The 22,238-nt window shown below is 36.8% G+C and carries 16 protein-coding genes and 1 other RNA gene; 2 read left to right on the top strand and 15 right to left on the bottom strand.

Annotation, left to right across the window (positions count from 1 at the left end; genetic code table 11):
* Positions 1-47 precede the first annotated feature (47 nt).
* Complete coding sequence (locus SLH51_RS08690) at positions 48-575, top strand: DinB family protein (RefSeq protein WP_335960718.1); 528 nt, start codon at positions 48-50, stop codon at positions 573-575.
* Between the two features lie 431 nt (positions 576-1,006).
* Here SLH51_RS08690 and SLH51_RS08685 read toward each other — a convergent pair whose 3' ends face one another.
* From SLH51_RS08685 to SLH51_RS08635, 11 genes are all read right to left on the bottom strand, one after another.
* Positions 1,007-1,699: an OmpA family protein gene (locus SLH51_RS08685; protein WP_335960717.1), complete on the bottom strand. Its 693-nt coding sequence runs from the start codon at positions 1,697-1,699 to the stop codon at positions 1,007-1,009.
* Positions 1,692-3,518, bottom strand: a complete 1,827-nt coding sequence (locus tag SLH51_RS08680; protein ID WP_335960715.1) for a MotA/TolQ/ExbB proton channel family protein — start codon at positions 3,516-3,518, stop codon at positions 1,692-1,694. The genes SLH51_RS08685 and SLH51_RS08680 overlap by 8 nt, the downstream gene beginning before the upstream one ends.
* Before the next feature lie 789 nt (positions 3,519-4,307).
* The gene (locus SLH51_RS08675; protein WP_335960713.1) at positions 4,308-5,753 is read right to left on the bottom strand and encodes a DEAD/DEAH box helicase; all 1,446 of its coding nucleotides are present in this window, start codon (positions 5,751-5,753) and stop codon (positions 4,308-4,310) included.
* A gap of 165 nt (positions 5,754-5,918) precedes the next feature.
* A complete protein-coding gene (locus SLH51_RS08670) occupies positions 5,919-6,119 on the bottom strand; it encodes a cold-shock protein (RefSeq protein ID WP_335960711.1) in 201 nt (66 codons plus the stop codon).
* A gap of 320 nt (positions 6,120-6,439) precedes the next feature.
* On the bottom strand, positions 6,440-7,123 hold the full coding sequence (locus SLH51_RS08665; protein ID WP_335960710.1) for a MerR family transcriptional regulator: 684 nt from the start codon (positions 7,121-7,123) through the stop codon (positions 6,440-6,442).
* Between the two features lie 354 nt (positions 7,124-7,477).
* Positions 7,478-7,684: a methionine aminopeptidase gene (locus SLH51_RS08660; protein ID WP_335960709.1), complete on the bottom strand. Its 207-nt coding sequence runs from the start codon at positions 7,682-7,684 to the stop codon at positions 7,478-7,480.
* Positions 7,685-7,770: 86 nt separating this feature from the next.
* Positions 7,771-11,298 carry an AAA family ATPase gene (locus SLH51_RS08655; protein ID WP_335960707.1) on the bottom strand — a complete coding sequence of 1,176 codons (3,528 nt, stop codon included), beginning with the start codon at positions 11,296-11,298 and terminating at the stop codon, positions 7,771-7,773.
* The gene (locus SLH51_RS08650; RefSeq protein ID WP_335960706.1) at positions 11,295-12,572 is read right to left on the bottom strand and encodes a metallophosphoesterase family protein; all 1,278 of its coding nucleotides are present in this window, start codon (positions 12,570-12,572) and stop codon (positions 11,295-11,297) included. Before SLH51_RS08650 ends, SLH51_RS08655 begins: the two co-directional genes overlap by 4 nt.
* A 125-nt stretch (positions 12,573-12,697) precedes the next feature.
* Positions 12,698-14,836, bottom strand: a complete 2,139-nt coding sequence (locus tag SLH51_RS08645) for a DEAD/DEAH box helicase (RefSeq protein ID WP_335960705.1) — start codon at positions 14,834-14,836, stop codon at positions 12,698-12,700.
* A gap of 15 nt (positions 14,837-14,851) precedes the next feature.
* Entirely contained in the window at positions 14,852-16,153 is a 1,302-nt protein-coding gene (locus tag SLH51_RS08640; protein ID WP_335960704.1) for an ATP-binding protein, read from the bottom strand.
* Between the two features lie 3 nt (positions 16,154-16,156).
* On the bottom strand, positions 16,157-17,758 hold the full coding sequence (locus tag SLH51_RS08635; protein WP_335960703.1) for a TerB N-terminal domain-containing protein: 1,602 nt from the start codon (positions 17,756-17,758) through the stop codon (positions 16,157-16,159).
* Between the two features lie 688 nt (positions 17,759-18,446).
* On the opposite strand from SLH51_RS08635, the gene ffs reads away from it, so the two are divergent.
* An RNA gene (ffs, locus tag SLH51_RS08630) (signal recognition particle sRNA large type) lies at positions 18,447-18,711 on the top strand.
* Between the two features lie 104 nt (positions 18,712-18,815).
* Here ffs and SLH51_RS08625 read toward each other — a convergent pair.
* The 4 genes from SLH51_RS08625 to SLH51_RS08610 all read right to left on the bottom strand — a co-directional run.
* A complete protein-coding gene (locus tag SLH51_RS08625) occupies positions 18,816-19,415 on the bottom strand; it encodes a response regulator transcription factor (protein ID WP_335960702.1) in 600 nt (199 codons plus the stop codon).
* Entirely contained in the window at positions 19,412-20,548 is a 1,137-nt protein-coding gene (locus SLH51_RS08620; protein WP_335960701.1) for a sensor histidine kinase, read from the bottom strand. The genes SLH51_RS08625 and SLH51_RS08620 overlap by 4 nt, the downstream gene beginning before the upstream one ends.
* A 166-nt stretch (positions 20,549-20,714) precedes the next feature.
* A complete protein-coding gene (desA, locus tag SLH51_RS08615; protein WP_335960699.1) occupies positions 20,715-21,773 on the bottom strand; it encodes a Delta(5) desaturase DesA in 1,059 nt (352 codons plus the stop codon).
* A 324-nt stretch (positions 21,774-22,097) separates the two neighbouring features.
* The coding region (locus SLH51_RS08610) for a Rieske (2Fe-2S) protein (RefSeq protein ID WP_472779952.1) at positions 22,098-22,238 on the bottom strand (141 nt) is incomplete at its 5' end.

The following is a 22,238-nucleotide window of genomic DNA, read 5'->3' as shown; positions in this document are numbered from 1 at the left end:
ATTTTTTGGAAGTGTATCTTAGATTCATTACAGAAAGGAGCAGTTATATGAATTTCACTATGAAAGAAGCTATTGACGTTCTAGAGCGTACACCACAAACATTGGAGTATTTTTTATCAGGTTTGTCTGATGGCTGGTTGCAATGCAATGAAGGCGAAGGAACTTGGAATGTCTCTGAAGTGATTGATCATCTTATTGAGGGAGAGAGAAATAATTGGATCCCGAGGTTAGAAATGATTCTTCAGGAAGGTGAAAGCAAACCATTTCCCCCATTCGATCGTTATTCGCACTTAAATGAAAACTCTAAACGATCGATTGAACAAAAGTTACTTGAATTTAAAACAATTAGATCAGAGAATATAACCAAACTTCAGACTATGATTATCCCTGAATTGCATCTTGAATTGATGGGTACCCACCCTGCCTTTGGTGTAGTGAAGGTAAGGGAATTGCTCTCTACGTGGATTGTTCATGACTTAACACATATTGCTCAAATCGTACGCGTAATGGCCGAGAGATACAGGATGGACGTTGGGCCTTGGGAGGAGTATTTAGGGATATTGAAAAAAGAATAATGACATAAGAAAAAAGGTCAGATTCCTTACTTCCTATTCGCACCTTTATTTCTCGTGTTTACCTGCTTCCAACTTCTTCATTGTCTGTGAAAAACTAGAGTAGAAGTTAACATAAGTTAACCTTCTCTTTCAACATGAATAGTGGTATACTAATCTAGCGATGAGCTTAGTTGCATAAGACGAGATTGACACGCCTTTTAGGCAATGCACAATGTGGAGTTTGCAGTCTCTCGCCGCAATACGCACAAAAAAGACGTCCTTTTGGGCGTCTTTTTTCTATAATACAATCACTTTTTACCATAATAAGCGTATAAATTACCAGGCTTTCGAGGGTAGTTGCAAATGAACAAAGATGTACTATCTATTAGAAAAATGCTCGTCATTTTGGAAGATGAGAACTATGGATTGAAACGGTAACATTTCGTGCTTGTTCACTTCCCGAGCAACTCGCGTGTTTTCTCTAAAATCTCTTCATCTTTTAAACGAAATTTAAATTCAACTCGACGAGAAGCTTGATTGCTATAGTTTCCTTGTTCATCGGTGCGCCCTTCGGTAAAAGACTTTCCGTTTACCGTTAATTTAGCTTGTAAATGTTCTTGGATGCTTTTGTAAGGAAAATCTTCGCTAAGGATGTACTCTGCAACACTAAAAGCTCTTTGCTGTGATAGCTCTAGATTGTACAAATAGCTACCATGTTGATCAGCATGACCTTCGATGATGATTTCTGAAATATAATCTTCATACCCATTTTCAAGTAACACATCTAAATAAGCGGGGACAAACTCATCTAAAAACACAAACGCCTCTGGCTTTAACACAGCTGCATCAAACTCAAATAAAATATCCGTGTTAAAGATTAACGCTCCCGTTTTCTCATCAATTTCAACACTTAGAGCTGAATCGCTAAATTCTTCATTTAGATCTTGGATAATATTGACTCTTACCCCCATAATTTGATCAATGGTTCGTTTCATCTCTTCTATTTGAAATGATTTAATAACCATCATGATAATAAAAATAAGGATAAAACAAAGCAAGAGCGATGTTAATAAATCCGTGAATGACGGCCAAAAATGACTTTCCTCTTCTTCTCGATGAAATAATCTTTTGTATTTATTAATCATCGGATCCAACCCTTAAAGGGTAGCTTTGCTTCATTACATCTTGTGAGTAGAACTGAAGATGACGATTTAACTGTTGAAATTCTTGACTCAATTCATTCAGAGTTTGCTGCATGTAACGAGCACTTCTTTGTTGGTTATCTTCCGTTATTTCCCCTATTTGCTTAAATTCTTTCTTCATTGCGTCATTTATATCGACTACATAATCACCAATGTTCCTACTTACCTTTTCCAATTTTCCGCCCAGGGTTCCTTCTAAATTAGCGACATATCTAGCGAGCGTATCTTTTAGAACCGCTACGCTTGACTCCATCTGATTTTCTCTATGAGTAAACGAATCTGACATTTGCGTCATCGTACGATTGATCTCACTTAGTAATTGCTGATTATTCGTACCTAGCTGGTCATAGTAACTAGATGCATCGTTCAAGTATTTTTCATAAGCCCCTGTATTGACTGAATGCGTTTTTAAATGATTGTGAAACTCATGGTTAAGTTGCTTCAATTCGTCAAAACGATTCGACAGAAGATTTTTGTATTCCCCTTGTGCTCGGTTAATCATTTCTAACTCATCAGGAAGACGTTCGAGAGTGTTGCCAAGTTTATAAAAATCACTTCTTAGTTCGCTTAAATACGTAGTAATTCCTGATAGCTTTGAGCTCACATCATTTCCAAATATACGTTCAAATTGTTGATTGTTGTCCTTCATCGTTTTAACTAACTGATCACTCTGTACATTCATTCTCTCAAATGCCGCATGGATCGATTCCTGTTTCCCTGCAATGGAGGAGAAATAGTCTTTCAAATCCACAACTGAATGTTGGAAATGATTCATCGTTTCCGTCTGAGAGTTTGTAAGTTCTGCTATCTTTTGATACGTTTCAGTAAAAGCACTCGTCATCCGTTCATTTCTCTGATCCATTTTGTAAAAATAAGAAAACAATTGATCAAAATTCTTATTTAGTTTCGTTACCCCTTTATCGAAGCCATTGGTTACTTCTTTCACACTTTCAAAAATGACCGTGAAATCCTTTAGATTTTCTGTTAGCCCCTCATTAAACTTCGCTAGATCCTTCGCAGATTGCTGCAAACCAACGGTATATTCTTGAAAACCCTTAAAGGACTGTACAATGCTTTGTAATGATTCTTGATTCGTTTCCCGAAGCTGATTAATGGAGGAGTTAATCGTTTCAGATACACCAATAAGACGGGACAATCCATTTTGTTCATTTTCTTCTAAATAGGACTCAGTTTTCAACATTAGATCTGTTAACATATATTCCGTATTCGCTACACGAGTAACGATAGTCATCATTAGCGATAATCCCATACCAACAATACTTGTAAAGAACGCCACATCAATACCAGTAAGTACCAATGCCACATTCTCAACTAACTGATCCCCTGCTGCATCGATACTTCCGAGTGACATAGCAAGGCCAATGAATGTTCCTAATACACCCACTAATATAAAAAGAGATATGGTCATTTGAATCATTTTAATGAGACTTACTACCGGCACGTTAAACACTCGCCAACTTGAGAACTGATGCTGAACAAATGTCTCAACCCTCACCGCTTCCTGTTGATTCTTATGTTTAAATTCTTCTTGAAACCGATTCAACGGAGCAATATCTAATGAATTAGTATCACTAATAAAGTTACGAATTCTTCTTAACTTACTATACAAGCTAAAATGAATGAAAATTGTTACGACAAATGTTAAAAACAGCACCAAAAAAATAGCTTCAATCACTGGATTGGATAATATAGATTGAACTTGCTGTTCACTTATGAAAAATTTCATGATAGCTTCCACCATTTAAATCCCCCCTATTTGTAAATACAGCTTATCGGCAAGTCCTAAAATGCGAAAGCCTAGTTGCACTTATACTCAACCTTATATTTTCACTACGTAAAGTCAGATTACTAATATAAATTTCTTTAACGCATATAGAAAATATATCAAACGATTAAGGCCGTATATTCAATAACATAGTCACTATTATCTTTGTTTATTGCTATTCAGAAGATGGACAAATCATGCATGGAAGAATCTTTTCTAACCGAAGTTATCTCTACTTTACGTTTATTTCAATTTCCGTAGAGCTCTCCTTCTGTAAAAGTGCTCTATTAGATAATATTTAGTCCATATTTGGTAATCATATCAAAAAATAGGAAAGGAGTTATATGATGAAGACACCTGATCGTGAATCTAGTTCTATCAAAAGCAGATAAGCAGCTTTAATGATTTAGAGTTGTTTTTCAGAAGAACAAAACAACAACATCGAAGAATTACTGACAGTCGTACTTGGAACCTCTATATCATTAGACACGGAGAAAATATTGTTTTTACTGCAAATATCCAAGGCTTCGAACATGGACTAAATCAAATAAAAAAAATTACCTATGACGGCTATCAAAGAGAAGCAAAAGCATGGGAAAAGCGTATCTACTCACATACGAAACAAAGAAGATGTTAGAAGGCGCCAAATGAATATTTAAACAATATTGAAAACAAATGGTTACGGCACAACTAACTCTTTGTGTTAGTTGTGCCGTCTAAGAAAAAAAACGATTATGACTGGCATAATCGTTTTTTCTTAATTATTTACTTAATCGCCTTACTAACTTTGAGTTTCTTTCCTTTAATTGTAGTGTTCTCCATCGCTTGTAAGACTAATGAACCTTTGCCGTTTAGAATATCTACATAGGATAGCGTATCCTGAATTGTTATAATTCCAATATCATCTGCTGTCACTCCAGGAATTTTCGCAATGGTTCCAACGAAATCTACAGCTCGAAGCTTCTTCTTTTTCCCGCCGGTGAAGTGGAGTTTCATTATACCTTGGTTGATTCGAGCCGTTTTATTATTTTTAACGATCCGACGACCACTCATTTTTTCTTCAAAAATAACTTTTCCACTTATCACTTCATGTTGATTTGGAATTTCCATTGTAGGGATCTGAAAGCCAATGTATTTTTCAATTGCCTTCATATATTTTCCTTCATTTGGTGTTGCAAACGTAATTGCTTTGCCTTGATTACCAGCACGTCCCGTTCTTCCTGTTCGATGAACATAGCTTTCTTTTTCCATTGGAACGTCATAATTAATAACTAGCGTTACATTATCAATATCAATTCCTCTAGCAGCTACATCGGTTGCTATAAGATAACGGAAATCCCCTGCTTTGAAGCCATTCATGACAGCAAATCGATCTTCCTGTTCTAATCCTCCGTGGAGCTTTTCGCAAGAATAATTGGATTGATCCAATTCGGTAAACACTGTATCAACGTGTTCCTTCGTATTACAGAAAACGATACAACTATCAGGGTTTTCAACAACCGTTACATCTTTTAGTAACGCAAGTTTTCCTGCTTCTCTTACATCAATGACTCGATGTTCAATCGTGCTTGTTGTGACCCCAGTAGCTGCAATCTCAATATTAACAGGGTCTTTCATATATTTATGGCAAAGATTTTCAACATCTTTCGGCAACGTGGCTGAAAAAACCATCGTGACTCTGTTTGGAGGTAATTGTTCGATAATCTTTTCTACCTCGTCGACAAACCCCATATTAAGCATTTCATCCGCTTCATCTATAATTAGATACTTGATCTTCTCTAGTCCTAAGGTCTCTCTTTCGATATGATCCATGACTCTGCCAGGTGTACCTACCACAACATGCGTTTTTTGCTTCAACTCTTCTTTTTGTTTCGAGAAAGGCTCTTTGCCATATACCGCCATAGCTTTCAATCGTTTAAACCTTCCAATGTTCGTAACATCCTCTCGCACTTGAACAGCAAGCTCGCGTGTCGGAGTAAGAATTAATACTTGCGACTTTTTTTCTTCCCATTCAATCATCTCGCAAACAGGTACTCCGTAGGCAGCTGTCTTACCACTACCTGTTTGTGACTTGACGACAAGATCCTGATTTCCCAATGCTCTGGGTATAACTTCAGCTTGAACCTCTGTCGGCGTTTCGTACTTCAACACACCAAGCGCTCTTGTTATTTCCTCACTTAAATGATAATCACTAAAATTTCGTTCACTCATGTATTAACCTCATTTTTTATAATTTGATATATATAGGATTCTCATTAGAGGAGTCATCATATTCAAATCCCGTTTAATAATTTTTATAAAAACAGGCACGCCTCTTTTCTGTTTTAAAGCATAACAAAAAAGGACTCTAATCCAGAGTCCTTCATTAAAATACAATTACGCTTTATTTACGTTTGTCGCTTGAGGTCCACGTTGACCTTGCTCTGTATCAAACGTAACTTTTTGGCCTTCATCTAAAGATTTAAAGCCTTCGCCTTGGATAGCTGAGAAATGTACGAATACATCGTCTCCACCTTCAACTTCAATGAAACCGAAACCTTTTTCTGCGTTAAACCATTTTACTGTACCTTGTTGCATGTGTATGATCTCCTCGTGTGGATCTTTGTCCACCATTTATTACTATAGATGCTCAAGTAGATATCAAAGACGAAAGTTTAAATACTTATTCTTCACTTATATAGACCGAACAAAAATAACTTCTTTAGATTAACAGATAATCAATCAAGAAGCAACCATTTAATTATTAACAATTGACTCTATTAAAGGCCATCAAGGAAGCAGCAATGGCTCTGCACGTTGCTGAGAGGGCACTAAAAAGGCAAAAATCGACCTTTTTCAGCACCCTCAGGTATTCACCTTTTTTTGTAGCCTCTTAAAACAATGGCAGCAACTCATATTTAAGATAAATCAATCGAACCTTCTTTTTTCGCTTTAAAAATATTTAACCAATTAGGAAACCTTTGCTTTTCTTTTGCAGCAGCAGCCTCTCTATAAGATTGAACAAACTCTTGAAACTGCTGTTCTCTTTCTTCAAGCTTTTGTTGGATAAATAGTTTCTCTTCTTCTTCTTTATGAATGTCTTGTCTTAAACGTGTTAATTCTTCATGTGTGTTTTCTGCCGTGTCTGCGATTGTATGGGAATAGGATTGGAGTAGAGATTTCGCTTTACTATGCCCTACGTTCATTTCACTTTTTATTTCCTCTTTGACCTCTTGAATGAATTCTTCTTTTATTGTAGCAATTGACTCTGTTAGCTTTTGAATAGATTCGATCGTTTCATTTTGTAAGGATAAAAGCGTAAAGTATTCTTGAGTTGATTCGCCTTGTTCATCACGTTCAACCTCATTGTTCGTATCTAGAATAAAGTTTACATGCTCCTCGTTGATATTATTGTCTTTTAATATTTTGATTTTTTTTAATAGTTCTATATCATACCCAGTGTACAACCTTGCTCCTGTTTTTGTTCTTTGCACATAAAGAGCATTCGAATATAACTCTTCCCATTCTTTAAGTTTCCCTACCGGTATTTTTAAACTTTTAGATACCTCCTTAATTGCATACTTCTTTTGTTCGTTTTCCATATGCTCACCTCATCTTTTTATTTACTTGAAAAAATATATGGTGTCTTACATATTAGATACGACTATGACCACTTTCCTCCTACATGACAAAACTTCTAATAAAAAGCGGCGATTCAGCAATAAGTTAATATACCGGGGAAATTTATCGGTTACTATCAAAATTTATCTACTAATTCTATATTTTATCGACTAACTAGAATTACTCTATAAGACTTTTACCTACTCACTGGTACTTTGTTTTCATTAAAATTAGAACTTGCGTATGTCTGTCCAAATCTATTATAGTCCCTTGGTAGGACATCGTTCCAAAATAAAAAAATGCGGGTAAAACTCCCGCATTTTGATCGTAAACCATTAATTTGTCTCTAACCAATCAGCAAATGAACCACTGCCATTGCAACCAGGACAATCATAATAAGAATTCGTTATATATACTTCAGTTCCTACCATGTTAAACCCTTTACCTTGACATTCAGGACAGATTCCCTGTGATTTGGAAAGGGCAATTCTTTTCTCATTTTTCTTTTCCAACCATTGGTCAATAGCATTAATAAATCCCATCTTTTCCTTCACCTCACCAATCAGTTTTTCTAAAAGGTGAGGACATTATTCATTTATAGGAAAACGATTCGACAAGTGCCAGAAACCTAATGTACCTCTTGCGTAGCAGACTGAATATCCTTTAACTGATACATAGGCTCCAATGTTACTTCTTTCATGAGCTCTATTAGCCGGTAGTGATGGGTAAAGAAAATAATTTGCGTTTTCTTAGATAGCTCCACAAGGACTTTTAATGTTTCTTTCGATCTTTCGTCATCAAAGTGTACGAGAATATCATCAACGATAAATGGGATCGGTTCGTTCTCATTTACGTATTTTTCAATACTCGCGATACGTAGAGCTAAATAGAGTTGGTCAGTTGTTCCGTCACTCATGCCTGATACAGGAATTCTTTCATCCGTATTTCGAATGCCCATTATGACTGGTTGATCTTTTTCATCAAATTCGACAGTAATGCCATCAAACGACTGCAGCGTTAATCGTTGAAAGATTTCACTTGCGCGATTCATTATTGGACTTTGATTTTTTTCACGATAGAACTCAATCCCTTTCTTTAACAACAACGACGCTAATTTATGGTTCATGTATTCATCGGTATAGTGGGTGATTTTCGCTAGAACGCTCTGTTTTTCCTCAGCTGCTTGAACAGATGAAAAGTTCGTTCCTTCGATCTTTTCATTGTATTCCTTTTTCACAACACCGTGGGCTTGCTCCATTTCAGAGCGCTTTTGATCTAATTCAGTTCGCTTTCGCCTGAGTTCTGCTAATTCAAAATCAATCACATCCTTGTCAGCATGCTCTGCTTCATCAATCAGTTCAGCAATCGTTCGGCCGTTTCCTATTTCAATTAGCTGTTCGTTAAGTTGCTCAATTTTATCTGCATACTCGACTTTTTGTTTACATGCAGCTTCTACCTTTTCAAGTTCTTCAAACGTTTGACAGTTTGCTTTTGCTATCAGCTCTGCTAGCTTAGCGTTGGCCTCAACTAGTTCATTAGCTGCTTCTTTTTTATCATCTTGTCCTTGTTTTAGTTGCATTTGCAAAGTCTCCATTGTCACCTGGTCTTGAGATGCTTTTTGAAGGGATTGATAGATTTTGTTAACTGCGACATCCATTTCGTTTTCAACTAATTCGCTAACAAGTGATTGATTTAATCCTCTGACCTTTTCTTCAAAATTACTAATTCTAACTTTAATTGCTTTTATGTCTTCTTCTATCTGCATTAAGTCATCAAAGCTGCATACGCACGCGTCATACGTCTCAAGCAATTCTTTTACAACAGTGGGAGTTGTCTCTTTTGACAGAGCCAGTCCATCTAATGCTTTTTCCCAAGCTATTTTCCATTCATTGATTTGCTGTGACGTTTCTTCTTGTTTGTCCTGAGATTTCTCTAGTTTCTCATGTAGGTCGTTCAATTTAGCAATTAAATGGTTCCGCTCATTTATCAGTACAGTTCGTTGTTTTCTTGTTTTATCGGCTTCAAGCATAAGCTCCTCGAGGGATGATTCCTTAAAAATGACCTCCATCGTTAATAGTACTTCTTCTAATGATGTTTTTAAATCCGCTCGCTTTACCTCAAGTATCTGTACTTCGGTTGCAGTTCTTTGGTGATCATGAATGAAAGCGATGATAAGTTCATATCGCTCAAGCCATTCAATCATTTCATCTGGTGTTAACGGTTTGATCTTTGCTGCCTTCCATTCATTTGTCCAGTCTTCTTCCCATTGTTTTCGTTCATCGTTAAGTTTCTTACGTTCATCTGTTAGCGTCCTAAGCTTTTTCTTACTTGTTTCGATGTCTGCACGAAACTTATTTTTTTCTCCTAGTTTTTCAGCTTCTCTTCGCATTTTATCGGCAATACCGTCTGTTTCATGGACGCTTTTTTCAAATGCCATGTCGACTGGAAGTCCGTTTGTAAACTCTTTTAGTTTTTCATCATCAAAGTCTCCAGTGTTCAATTTATTTCGAATGATTAACCAGCCTGAATCACGACGATTTCTTGATTCATTCAATACTTCCTCCGTCGGGATATCAGCAAGAGATTCAAGCTCACGAATTCTCTTTTCATTTTCTTCTATTAACTCGTTTTCCGACTCTATTTTATCAGTTATTTGTTTGAGCTCATAAGTTACATCTTGAATTTGTTTCTGATACTTCTTCACCGTTTCAGTTAAATTCGGTATTTTTAGATGGAGAAGTTCTTCACTTGTACCCTCCCATAATGGAAGCAATCGAATGGATTCGTTAATGTCTACTTCGAGTTGTTCTACTCGTGCACGTGTTTCTTTAAGTATTTCTTCCACTTTTCCTTCACTTTTAATCTTATCCATCACATGTTCAAGGGTATCGATATCGGGCAATTCACCAATTTTCTCCAATTTACTTGTTAGTTTCTTTAGCTCTTTTTGGATGGAAACAAACTCGCTTGTTTCTGTTTTTAAATGGTGATCTAAAAGTGGTTTCTGCTCACTTAACTCTCGAACCATTTTCTTTTTCTCAGCAGATACTCGGTACTGATCTACATTCGCTAAGTCTTGATTTGATACATCTATCTCTTTTAATGATGATCGAATACTTTGTTCTAGCTGCTTCTGTTTCCCATCTAAAATAGGTAATTGCTTCACATCTTTCCGGTAACCTTCTGCTTCTCTGTACAAGGCTTCAATAACAGCCGTCTGATCGAGCAGCCCTTCAGGCACTGAAATACCGTCTATTTTATCCTTTATTTCTTTCAATTGATCTTCTGCTTTTTTCTGAGCTTTTCGTGCAGCTTCTACCTTTTGGAGATTCTCTTTTCGTATCTCCTCCGCTTGTTCTGGCAAATCTGGAATATTGCTAAGTTCATCCAGCTTTTTAATGAAGTCATTACGTAGTGCCATTTTAGGTAGCGTTTGTTGTAAGCGTAGATATTTGCTTTCTACACTTCCTATCGTTTTCATTTCCTTTAATAATGTTTCTATTTCCTCTTTCCCGTCAATATATGTGCGTTCCAACTCTCTCCATGTTTGAATCTTCAGCTGATTTTCTGCTAACGTTGTCGATATTTCTCTTTCTTCCTTTAATGCTTGATTAATTTCAGGCTTTGACCCCCCTTTTAAATAAAGACTCCGAGACTTCTTGTCTAACTCTTCCAACACGTTTTTAAGAACACTTATCCCTGAAGCTGCTGAAAATAAGCTTTCACCGACATTCCCATCGCTTTGTAAGAGGCTTTCTCCACCTTCGCGCAATCGTACATGGTCGAGTGCAAACATATTGAGGAAGTGCTGCTCTGACATTCCGTTTAAAAATCCATGTACTTTTTTTTCATCCATTGCATTATTGTTCATATCTAACACAGTATTCTTTGTACCTTTACGACGAATGAACTGTAACGTTTCACCCTTTGTATCTTTTAACTGACCCTCAATTCGTAAATTCTTATTGCTGTGGAGAAAGGAGTCCGTCGTTTGTCGTGGAAAGCCGTACAAGAAATTTGAAACGGACCTGAGAATGGTACTTTTCCCTGCCTCATTTGGTCCATAGATCAAATGAAAATTCTTATTTTCTTCGAACAGTAATTGATAATTGGTAAAATGACCAAATGCCAGTAACTGTAAATAGTCAAATCTCAAGACGTTTCCCCCCCTACCTTCGTTGTTAAATAATGCAAAATTAAATCTTCCACTTCATCTAACCTTGATTTCATTAACGTGGTGTCAGTAAAGTCAAATCCATCCTCAGCGTTTTTTAATTCATACGGCAAAGCGTTCTGTAAATCCTTAAACTCCTCTAGTAGCAATTCCAATGTCTCTTCCTCACCTGTGACTGCATCAAGATATTCTAATATGCTAGCTACAGGTGTATGCTGCTCTTTTAGTTCATCCAAATCAATTTGACGACTCGTCTCTATTTTGACTTTTTCAATCCAAACATCCCCATACCCAACTTCGATTGCCATGGACCGTAAATTATTGATGACATGGTCCTTTTCAACTACTAATTCTTGATGTACGTTACTTGAGCCCATTATCCGAATACGAACAGCTAAGAACCGCCCTTCAGCTTGCTGGTACGACTGTACTAATTGCTCTCGCGTGGCCTCAATCAAATCATCAACGGTGTCTATTGTTGACGCATCAACTTCACAAACTTCCCACCTTAGGACATCGAGTGAATAATGTTCGTATGAATCCACTTGCCCGTCCTTTACTTGTACGACCGTACAGCCTTTTTGTCCAGGTTCTCGGATATGTCTGCCTTGAATATTACCTGAAAAGAGAATAACAGGATTGTTATCATGTAGCACCTCTCGTAAGTGAATATGTCCTAATGCCCAATAGTCATAACCCTTTTCACGTAAATCATCTATCGAACACGGTGCATAGCTTTCATGTCCTTCTCGGCCAGTTGCACTTGTATGCAGCAGGCCAATGTTAAAATATCCATCTACCTTTTGTGGATATGCTTTTGCAAGATTATCTGTTACCGACCTTGACCTGAACCCTTGTCCATGGAAGGCCACTTTTAATTCATCATTTATTTTGGTTGTTGGTTGATCAACAGAGAATTCAATCACATTATCAGGTAACTTTAATTCCTTTGTGATTAAACTTTGTGCATCATGATTTCCTCGAATCAAATAAACATTGATCTTCTCTTTTTGCAAACGACTCATTTGGCTAACAAAAAATAACCCAGTATAATAGTCCTTCCAATCACCATCATAAAGATCACCTGCAATGACAAGGAAGGAAACCTTTTTATCAATCGCTACATCTACCAAGTTTTTAAATGCATCCCTTGTTGCATTGCGAATTCTTTCAACCGGTGCCCCTTCATACTTTTCCAATCCTCTTAATGGACTGTCAAGATGGATATCAGCTGCGTGAATAAACGTGAAACTCAAGAATCATCTCCCCCTCACATAATACAAAATTAGAACCTACCTAACTTGTACCATCATCCCATCTTTTACCACTTTCATCAATGAATTCACCTAGTACACTGAAAAAACAATCACATACATACCCATCAGAAATTAGTCGTAACCACCTTCCATTCATACTCCTTCAAATACTCAATCGTCCCTTTTATATCTAGTTCATGCTCACCATGCATTTCATCCTTTAATTGTTCAGGTAAATAACCTGAAAATTTCGTGACAAACTCTTCTTTTTCTTTTTTCGCTTGCAAGATGACACTTTCTGACCAAGTAAAATGAAGTAGGTTTCGTAGCAATTCAGTAGGAGTACCCTCATATTCAAATTTGATTCTCCCTAATGGATCTCTACTCCATACATTCACGCCTAGTATTTTCATCATCCAATAGAGGGTCGTCGTAATTTCTGTCGAGGTAAACGACTCGAATGTATACTCTTTCTTCTCTTTCCAAAGGACACGTTCATGCCTATTGATTTCGTTAAAATGGTATGGTTTTCTAATGTCGTATAACATATCGTCTGCCTGTTCATCTAAATACTCATAACCATCATCCGAGCAGAGAATCTCGAACATTTTTTCGCCTATTTTTTTATGGAGCTTCCCACTTGCACTTCTGAATTTAGGTGGTTTAGCATTGACCGCTTTTTTGACATAGGCTTTGTTTTTCTTTTTATCTAACGAATGAATCGTCCATAGCTTCCCAGATAAAATAATGTTATCTCCTTCATAAACGAAAGGAGTCTTATCAATTGATCCAATTTTGCGAATACCTTCCATGACTTCATATTCCTCATTTGTCATAAAGACTGAGTAAAAGTCTTTGCTCCGTAGCAAGTGCTCACCTTTAAAACCAACAATACATTCCCCGCGCCCTTTCAACCGCTCTAGTAACTCATGTTCGATCATGTATTCAATTAACAAGTCAATCTTCCGTACATCCAATGAATAAAAGATGTGGTTTTCTTTAATAAGCAACACTAATTGCGGCTTGGTCACTCCATTTTTTTCTGAACAAATCGAAAGCAGTTGATGGAAAGCGATGTCATAAGGAACAGGGTACCCAGTCGCTGGTTCAATCCACTTGTCTAACAACAATTCCATCACAGCGACTGACTTTAGCAAACTATCTCGTTCGGTTGCATACAATTGCAAAATTGGATTGGCTTCCTTCTTCCGACCTGAACGCCCTAATCGTTGTTTTAGGGAAGATACACTAAATGTACTATCTAATTGAATGACCAAATCAACATTTCCAATATCAATTCCTAATTCAAGTGAACTTGTAGCAACAATGCTTTTGTCGACGTTTGTCTCATGCATTACCTTCTCTACATGTTCTCTTTCTTTTTTATCGATAGAAGAATGATGAGGGTAATAGGATTCACCCGCTCGCTCCCGTTCAGCTAAACGATTTAATGAAACTGTTGCTTCCTCCACTTCTCCTCGACTGTTGCAAAAAATAATCGCCTTCTGTTCCCTCGTTAACTGACGCATGTCTTTATATAACGCAAGTGGTTTCTTAAAACTGCCATCCGTTCCAAAATACATGAGATGATGATATGGAGTTTTATTTGAACCTTTATCCTCTAACACAGCAACGTTCTCAGGTGCTTGAAAATCCACCCACCTTTTCACTAAATCAAATTGATCAATCGTTGCTGATAAGCCAACCATTCGAGCTCTCTTCTCTGTATGTTCACCAATCCTTGACAACAATGACCTAAGCTGTACACCTCTTTCTCGATCAATAAAGGAGTGAATTTCATCAATGACGATAAACTGTAAATCTTGAAACAACGTTCTCAAGCTCCCAGGACGATTAATAAACAAACTCTCGATTGATTCAGGGGTAATTTGTAAAATACCTGACGGGCTCTTTAGAAACGTTTGTTTTTTACTCTGTGACACATCGCCATGCCAACGATGGATCTTAACATCCATGTATTCACATAACTTGTCAATTCTTTCAAACTGATTATTGATTAAGGCCTTTAGCGGCGAAACGTATAATACCTTCAGCGATTGACTAGCAGTCGCTTCGATTTTTGTTAAAATCGGCAAAAAAGCAGCTTCTGTTTTTCCAGAAGCAGTCCCCGCAGAGAGCACAACATCCTTTTCAGTATTCATAATAATTGGGATAGCCTTATCTTGAATTTTGTTAAAAGACTCCCATTTCATGTCCCATATTTTCTTTTGTAGATGAGTGGATAAGAGCTGAAAAGAGCTCACAATCAGACCCCCTTTTTAACGAGAAAACCGTGAAAAAATTATGTCTTTTTCTACTCTTTCTGATGGCGCTTCGAAAATTTTCGTTCGATCGTAATTAGGATTTTGGTGGAGAATACTTAAGACATGAAGAAAGCCTCTTATAATGTCTCCAACGGTTAAATGATCAGCTGCACCAGGGCGATTGTATTCTTTTTGAATGTACCCTTTTATGTCATCATCTGAAATAGATGAGACATATTCATAGTAAGTGGCATGAATCTCCTTTAATCTCTGTAATAACAGGAACGTCTCTTCACTTTTTAACGGTGTTAATTTGATGACTGGTTGAGATAAATCACGGTATTCAGTTGTCTCAAAACGATTCGTTTCTAAGCGCCGTTTCAACGCTCCATAACTAAACAACCCACGTCTTTCATCTTCTAAAAATTCAACTGTTCCACCAAAAGTAATATAAAGACCTTCTAATGTTCCTTGAAGGGTATCATTGTATATTTTTAATATGATCTCATAGTTTTTTTCTCTTGCTTGTGGATGTGTAATTTTAAACAAGTTAATCGCTTCATCAAAGTTAACGATTAAACCTGAATACCCAATTTGCTTGACGAACTGTGAAACAATTTTAATGTAGTTATACCAGTTGTTATCATTAATAATATCTCTCACACCTAGGTCTGCCTTCGCTTCTGTCTTTGTCCCGTATTCACCACGTAACCAACGAAGACAGCGCCTTTGCAAGTCCTGATTGTCATTCACAAACCCTTGAAAATACAAAACCAAAATACGCGCAAAATCGAACCCACCTGTTAAATCATCCATTTTCGCGACAACATTCGTAATTTCTTCTTCAACATCTCGAGCAAAATCACGGTTATCAAATTCGATTGTCGCATAGCCTTTTTCTTGCATGACTGCTGTTTGAATTGTGTTGATCCACTTATCTAACATACTAGGCAGTGCGTTTCCTTCAGGTTGAGTGGATGTCGCTAAGTTTTTCATTAACTCACCGTAAAGCGCTATAGCTTTTCCTTCTGCCCCATATAACCGCCGTTCTGGCGTGAAATCAGCAGCAGTTACAACAAACTTTTCATTAAAAGCTAATTGTTTGATAAACCCTTGAATAAAGCTTTTCCCGCTGCCAAATGGTCCGATAAAAAATTTCACAACGGAAGAGCCTTTTTTGATGTTATCCAAATCCATCATGATTTGTCTTGATTCATCGGCTCGTCCAACCATAATATGTTGAATGCCGCGATTGGGAACAACCCCACCGAATAAGGAATTTAAGATGGCTGATGAATCTCTTTTTTTGATTTTCATCTCTTATCTCTCCTTTGCGAATGAAATAACTGCTTCAAACTCTTCAAAAATACGCAAGTTCTCTCCTGCCTCTTCAATCAGATTGTCTTCTAAATGCTCTTGTGCCTTTTCGTTAATTTCTCCTAAGAAAACACCGATCATCATGCCTTTTGTTTTGAGAAATTGGGTTGCTTCTTGTTTGGCCCATTCAAGTGTATGGAACTGGGTTAAAAAGTCACGTTCAATTTCAGTCAATGAATCAATAAACTCCCCAATTTCGTTTTCGTCGACCTCTTGCAATCCTCCTGAAAAGAAGTCGTCTAATTTGTTGATTGCTGCCTCTTCAACATGTTGCTCTTGCTGTTGAACGGGCTTGTGTTCGAACTTGTCCTCTTCCATTTCAATTGTTCTTTCTTCCACTTCTAGCACCAACTCATCACTTTGCTTACTTAATTTTTGAATCCGTTCTTCATTAAATTCAATCTTTACCTCCGGCCGCTCCTCTGGCTTAGGTGGGATCGTACTCCCTGTTTGCACCTTATTTTTCTTCCTCGCAGATTTAAAACGCCCTTTTGTTGTTGATTGCGACATGTACTTGATCATTTTTTCTTTTAAGCCATCAGGAAAAACATCTTCGTCTAGTTTCAACTGTCTTTTTTCACCATGCAACAAACGAGTCACATTTTCTGCTAGTCGGAAAAAAGCAGGAATCTCCTCAAGTAAACGCCTTGTCGGATAAACCATTTCTACCTCAAATGCAGCAATCGCTTGATGATTTCGAAACGAAATCATTCCTTGGAACAAATGATGGTGATAGGTTTCTTTTTTCACTTCAAAATATGTATCTACGAGTTTTCTCGCGTCTACGTTGACGTACTGTTCTTCGAGTAGATAGATGCATTCTCTAAATGTTTTATAGACTTTCGTTTTATGAGTGGTGAGAAATTTGCTGGCACAGTGAAAGTGAAGGTAACTTTTCCATGGTGTCATAGGAATTCTCGATAAATCATGTGCTTTCTCTTTTAGTTGTTTATATAAACCTGGTTGCTTAGGCGTGTATGTATACCATTTCTTTGCTTCTTCTTTCTCATCTAATTCATACAACATGTCAAAAATTAATACTTTTAAATTCCCTACGTTAGGCTGATCGTTGTATGCATCATAAAGACGAATGAGCATACTGACATTAAATGCAGCGTTTGAATTAAAGGTATAATTAATTAACTCGTACACAAAAACATATAGATAACTTACATCTGTTTGTAAATAATGACCGTTTACCACTCTTTCTCTCCAATAAAAGTACCACTGCTTTTGTTGTGTATTCATCAGATCAAAATTCGCATAATAGTGTTGAAATGGTGGCATTAGACATTCTGGAAATGTTTTATTGGCATATTGTAAGGATTGCTTCACAAATCGATGAGGAGAAGGACCATAATAATAAAAATCATGATTGGAAGAACTTTGACTCACTTGATACATTTTTTCGAGTAGTTGAGGAGGGGTCTTTATATGATTAAACGCATCGAAAATGATCTTATTTTCATCGTAAAAATCATCTGACGTCACGAATTCAACTGCATGCGCTTTCTTCTTTTTTGCTCCAATTAAATTTCGAAACATGGACTCCCCCCAATTAATGATTAATGAATTGTTTCTTCATACGAGTTCTTGTGTGTGATTTAAGAAAAAAACAGCTATCTCATCTAAATTATAGTCCTTCTAATGTATATCCATTCTAGGTATTCGTTGATCTGATTTTCCTAGAGGCAAACGCATGTAGCCCGTTTAACTATAGATTCTTACTTGATAGACCGCTTCTCCTAGTACCTTTAAAGTGAAAAGTTTAATTAGTGTTTATTATCGGCATAGACATTAAACTTATTCCTAATTTTAACAATCGGTAGGCAGAATAGATTAGTCATTTTCACAAAAAGCTTTGTATAACAAAGTGATAGTAAAATGAATAGATTAGAATGTGAGTTCCTTATAGTTATATGGGGTTCTTTGGTAGCTTGAAGGGAAGGTGGTGTTGAAATGCTCTTTTAAGAATTATGATTTAATTAAAAGTCATTTCATCCTCATTAAATCATAATTCAATAAAACTATTGACCGTTTAGTTAGATTATTTAGCACAGTATTTTATGTAATTCGAAGCATAGTTTGAGTACATAGAAAGATAATATCAATGACCATATCTATTTGTTCGAGGAAATCATTTCCCTAATTTCTAATTTATTAGCATTGTAGTTAAGTTAAATTCCTTTATAATAAAGGATGTATTACAAATTAATACGCAAATAATTTAATACCGTGCTAAGCGGGGAGTTAGCGGTGCCCTGTACTCGCAATCCGCTGTAGCGAGGCTAAATTCCCTCTCAAGGTTTTGTTCTCACTTGGTCTGACCTAAATAAGTGGTGTTGAAGCTTGGGTTCTACGCAACGGAATCCCATGAATCCTGTCAGGTCCGGAAGGAAGCAGCAGTAAGTGGTCCCTTCCGTGTGCCGTGGAGTCACCTAAGCTGAGCTAACTATTTAGGTAGCGCTTGTGTTGCATCATCAACAGAGGGTGTACGGTAGTAAATTGTTATAGAAAAAGCAATCACGTTTGCGTGATTGCTTTTTTGTATGGAGTGCACTCATCCTACATAGACGAGAAATTTCGAGACGTGTCAGATACCTCATTTAAACCAGCCTTTTTCATTAAACCTTGAGATAGCTTCAATTCGGTTACCAACATCTAACTTATCAAGTATAACTGAGATATAATTACGGACCGTACCATTTGTAAGAGAAAGCTCCTTGGCAATCTCATTTGTACTTTTCCCTTCCGCAATCAATTCCATTACCTCCTTTTCGCGTTTCGTAAGTGGATTTTTGTTGTCGTATGCTAAATCAACTAATTCTGGAGCATAAATACGTCGTCCATCCATAATGATTCGAATCGAGTTTGCTAATTCCTCACTTGGGCTATCTTTTAGCAAATAACCACTCACCTCTGCATTTCGCGCACGTTCAAAATATCCTGCGCGGGCAAAAGTCGTTAAGATAATGACTTTACATGGTTGATCGATCAATTCCTCTGCTGCATCAAGGCCACTTTTTATCGGCATTTCAATATCCATAATACAAATATCAGGCTGGCACTGTTTTACCAATGCCAATGCTTCTTCCCCGTTCCTCGCTTTTCCAACAACCTCCATATCCTCTTCCAAATCAAGTAAAGAACCAAGAGCTCCTAGCAACATTCGTTGATCTTCGGCAATGACAATTCGAATCACGTCAATCCCTCCTGTTTTGTTTGCGAAATGGCATTCGGTACTCGAATATCAAGAACCGTTCCATCTGACTTAACAAAGTCTAAACTTCCATTTACAAATTCCAACCGTTCTCTTATACCCTTAAGTCCACTACCGCTTGAAGATTCGCTTTTCTCTGAGATACCAATTCCATCATCTTGTACAATGATTTGTAATTCATCGGAAGACTCACAAATCATAACTTTACAAGAAGAGGCCTGACTATGTTTAACAACATTAGTTACAGCCTCTTTCAAACACATACTCACGACATTTTCGACTAATAGTGGTGTGCTTTTTAGATTGGGATCCCCTTCCATTGTGAACTCTATTTGTGCAGCTTTTAAAATTTGCTGAATATGGATGACTTCATCTTCTAACTTAGCTCCACGCATATCTGAAACCATCTCACGTACTTCCTTTAATGCCGTTCTTGCAGTTTGGTTTATATCACTCATTTCAACTTTCGCAGAATCTGGATTTATCTCGATTAACTTCCGTGCCAAATCACTTTTCAATCCAATAAGCGACAGTTTTTGACCAAGCGTGTCATGTAAATCACGCGCAATACGTTGACGCTCTTCCATAACAATTAATTGGGAGATTCTTTTATTTGCGTCCTCTAATTGACCCTCTAATTTTTCACGTTTGTTTCGATTATACGTATTAAACGGCATGAGAATAACACCGATCACAGACAGAATAATGAAAGGGAACTGAGCAAAAAATAATTCAGTTTGTGTAAAAAAACCCCAGCTCACTGCACTAATTGTCGTTAAAAGGTGAACAATATACAGTGTTAAGAAACCAGCTTTATTTTGAATATTCCCAATAAAAAATGCTAAGAAAAGAGCAAAATAAACATATCCGTAAAACAACGTCATACCAATGCTGATTGCCATTTCAACTGCAACCCATAAATAGACAAGTCCACCTTTGGAAATAAAAGATAGACGATATGAAATAAAAAATAACAAAATCATAATAATACCGAAAATAATTTCCAATGCAGAAGACGACTTAAAAATAAAATAAAACGGTAACAGACAAAAAATAATCCATACGTAGACGCTAAGCCCCGTATTTTTCGGGAAGATGTTATACCAACTTTGCATAATCGTCCCCCTCTCTTTTAATTTGTTATGTATCTAGACTTATAAGAGCAATAGTCTACATACTTATCATACAATAATGAACATCGTTTATGGCAGGTTATACTTTATTCTGAGCAAAGAAAAACCCTTCAATGCTAAGTTGAACGGTTTTTCGCTTGCCTATTTATTATTTCACTTGGAGGCTTGCCTCTGTATTCTTAATTTGTACGCTCGGTCTTGCTTTGGGCGTAAGGGACTTAACCTGCTTAAAGCTTACAAATGTCTTACTATTCTCGTCGTATAAACGAAAACGAATCGATTGTAAACTTGATCCAACTGTAATCGTTGTTGCTTTTTGTAATGGAGGTGTTGTTGCATGTACCTTTTCCAAGTTATAGTTCGGAACTCTTGGACTTAAGTGGTGAACATGATGATAACCAATATTTCCTGTTACCCATTGTAATATTTTGGGTAGTTTATAATACGAACTTCCATCAATTGCAGCTTTCACATAATCCCACTCTTTTTCATCTTCAAAGTAAGCATCTTCAAATTGATGTTGTACATAAAATAACCAGATACCAAGCGCTCCTGATACAAGGAGGATCGGCGCTTGAATGATTAGAAATGCCTGCCAGCCAATGAGCCAGATCATGAATGAATAAAGAGCAACGATTGAAACATTAATCATATGTGTGTTGACGCGTTCGTTTTTTCTTGCATCTTTACGATTGAACCGATTCGTAATGAAAAACAAGTAAATTGGACCAAGCCCAAACATAACGAGTGGATTTCGATAAAGTCGGTACGCCAATTTTTCTTTAAATGACGCTGCCACGTATTCATCAACCGTCATAATCCAGACGTCACCGATACCGCGCTTATTTAAATTTCCACTTGTTGCATGATGAATCGAATGCTCACGTTTCCATTTTTCATAAGGAAACATCGTAATAATACCTGTAATGGTGCCAAGTAGATGATTGATCTTTTTATTTTTAAAGAATGACCCATGACAACAATCATGGAAAATAATAAAAATTCGAACGACAAACCCTGCAGCAATAACAGCAAAAGCAAAGGTTAGCCAGATAGAGACTGACAAGCTCTGGTACGCCAGAAACCATAATAAGAAAAATGGTGGAACTGTATTCATTATTTGTCTAATACTTGATTTAGCATCCGATTTTTCAAACGGTGCAATGCTTTTTCTAAGCTGTGCTAGTTTTTGTTTTGGATTACTCATATTTTCCCCCTTGAAAGAACCTATTTAATCATTTATTTGGAGAACTAATTAACTCAATCATAAAAGAAAATGATTCATTCAAGAAGTCATGAACGTCAACTAACCGATATGACACTTGTCATATCTATTAATTTTTACATAGTCATACAAACTTCTAATTTATATCTTTTTTTATTATTTATCTGCTAATTCACAACAAAAAAAGCAATCATAACGATAGCGTGATTGCTTTTTTTTTGTTCTTATTAATCGACAAATTTCGCGGCGTGCCAGGCACTAAAGAAAGAGCATGTGCACAATTTTCATTACGCACATGCTCATAAACTATTGGTCTAAATGAATATAGATCGATTCATTTTCTATTTCTACTTGATATTTCTTCACACAACCGACATCTGGTGCTTGCACTTTTCCATCCTTCATATTAATTTTCCAATCATGAAGGGGGCAAAAGACATGCTCGCC

Source organism: Halalkalibacter kiskunsagensis, assembly GCF_037027555.1.
Taxonomy (GTDB): Bacteria; Bacillota; Bacilli; order Bacillales; family Bacillaceae_D; genus Halalkalibacter; species Halalkalibacter kiskunsagensis.
Note: the sequence above shows the minus strand (reverse complement) of the source record. Positions and strands in the feature narration are given on the sequence as shown.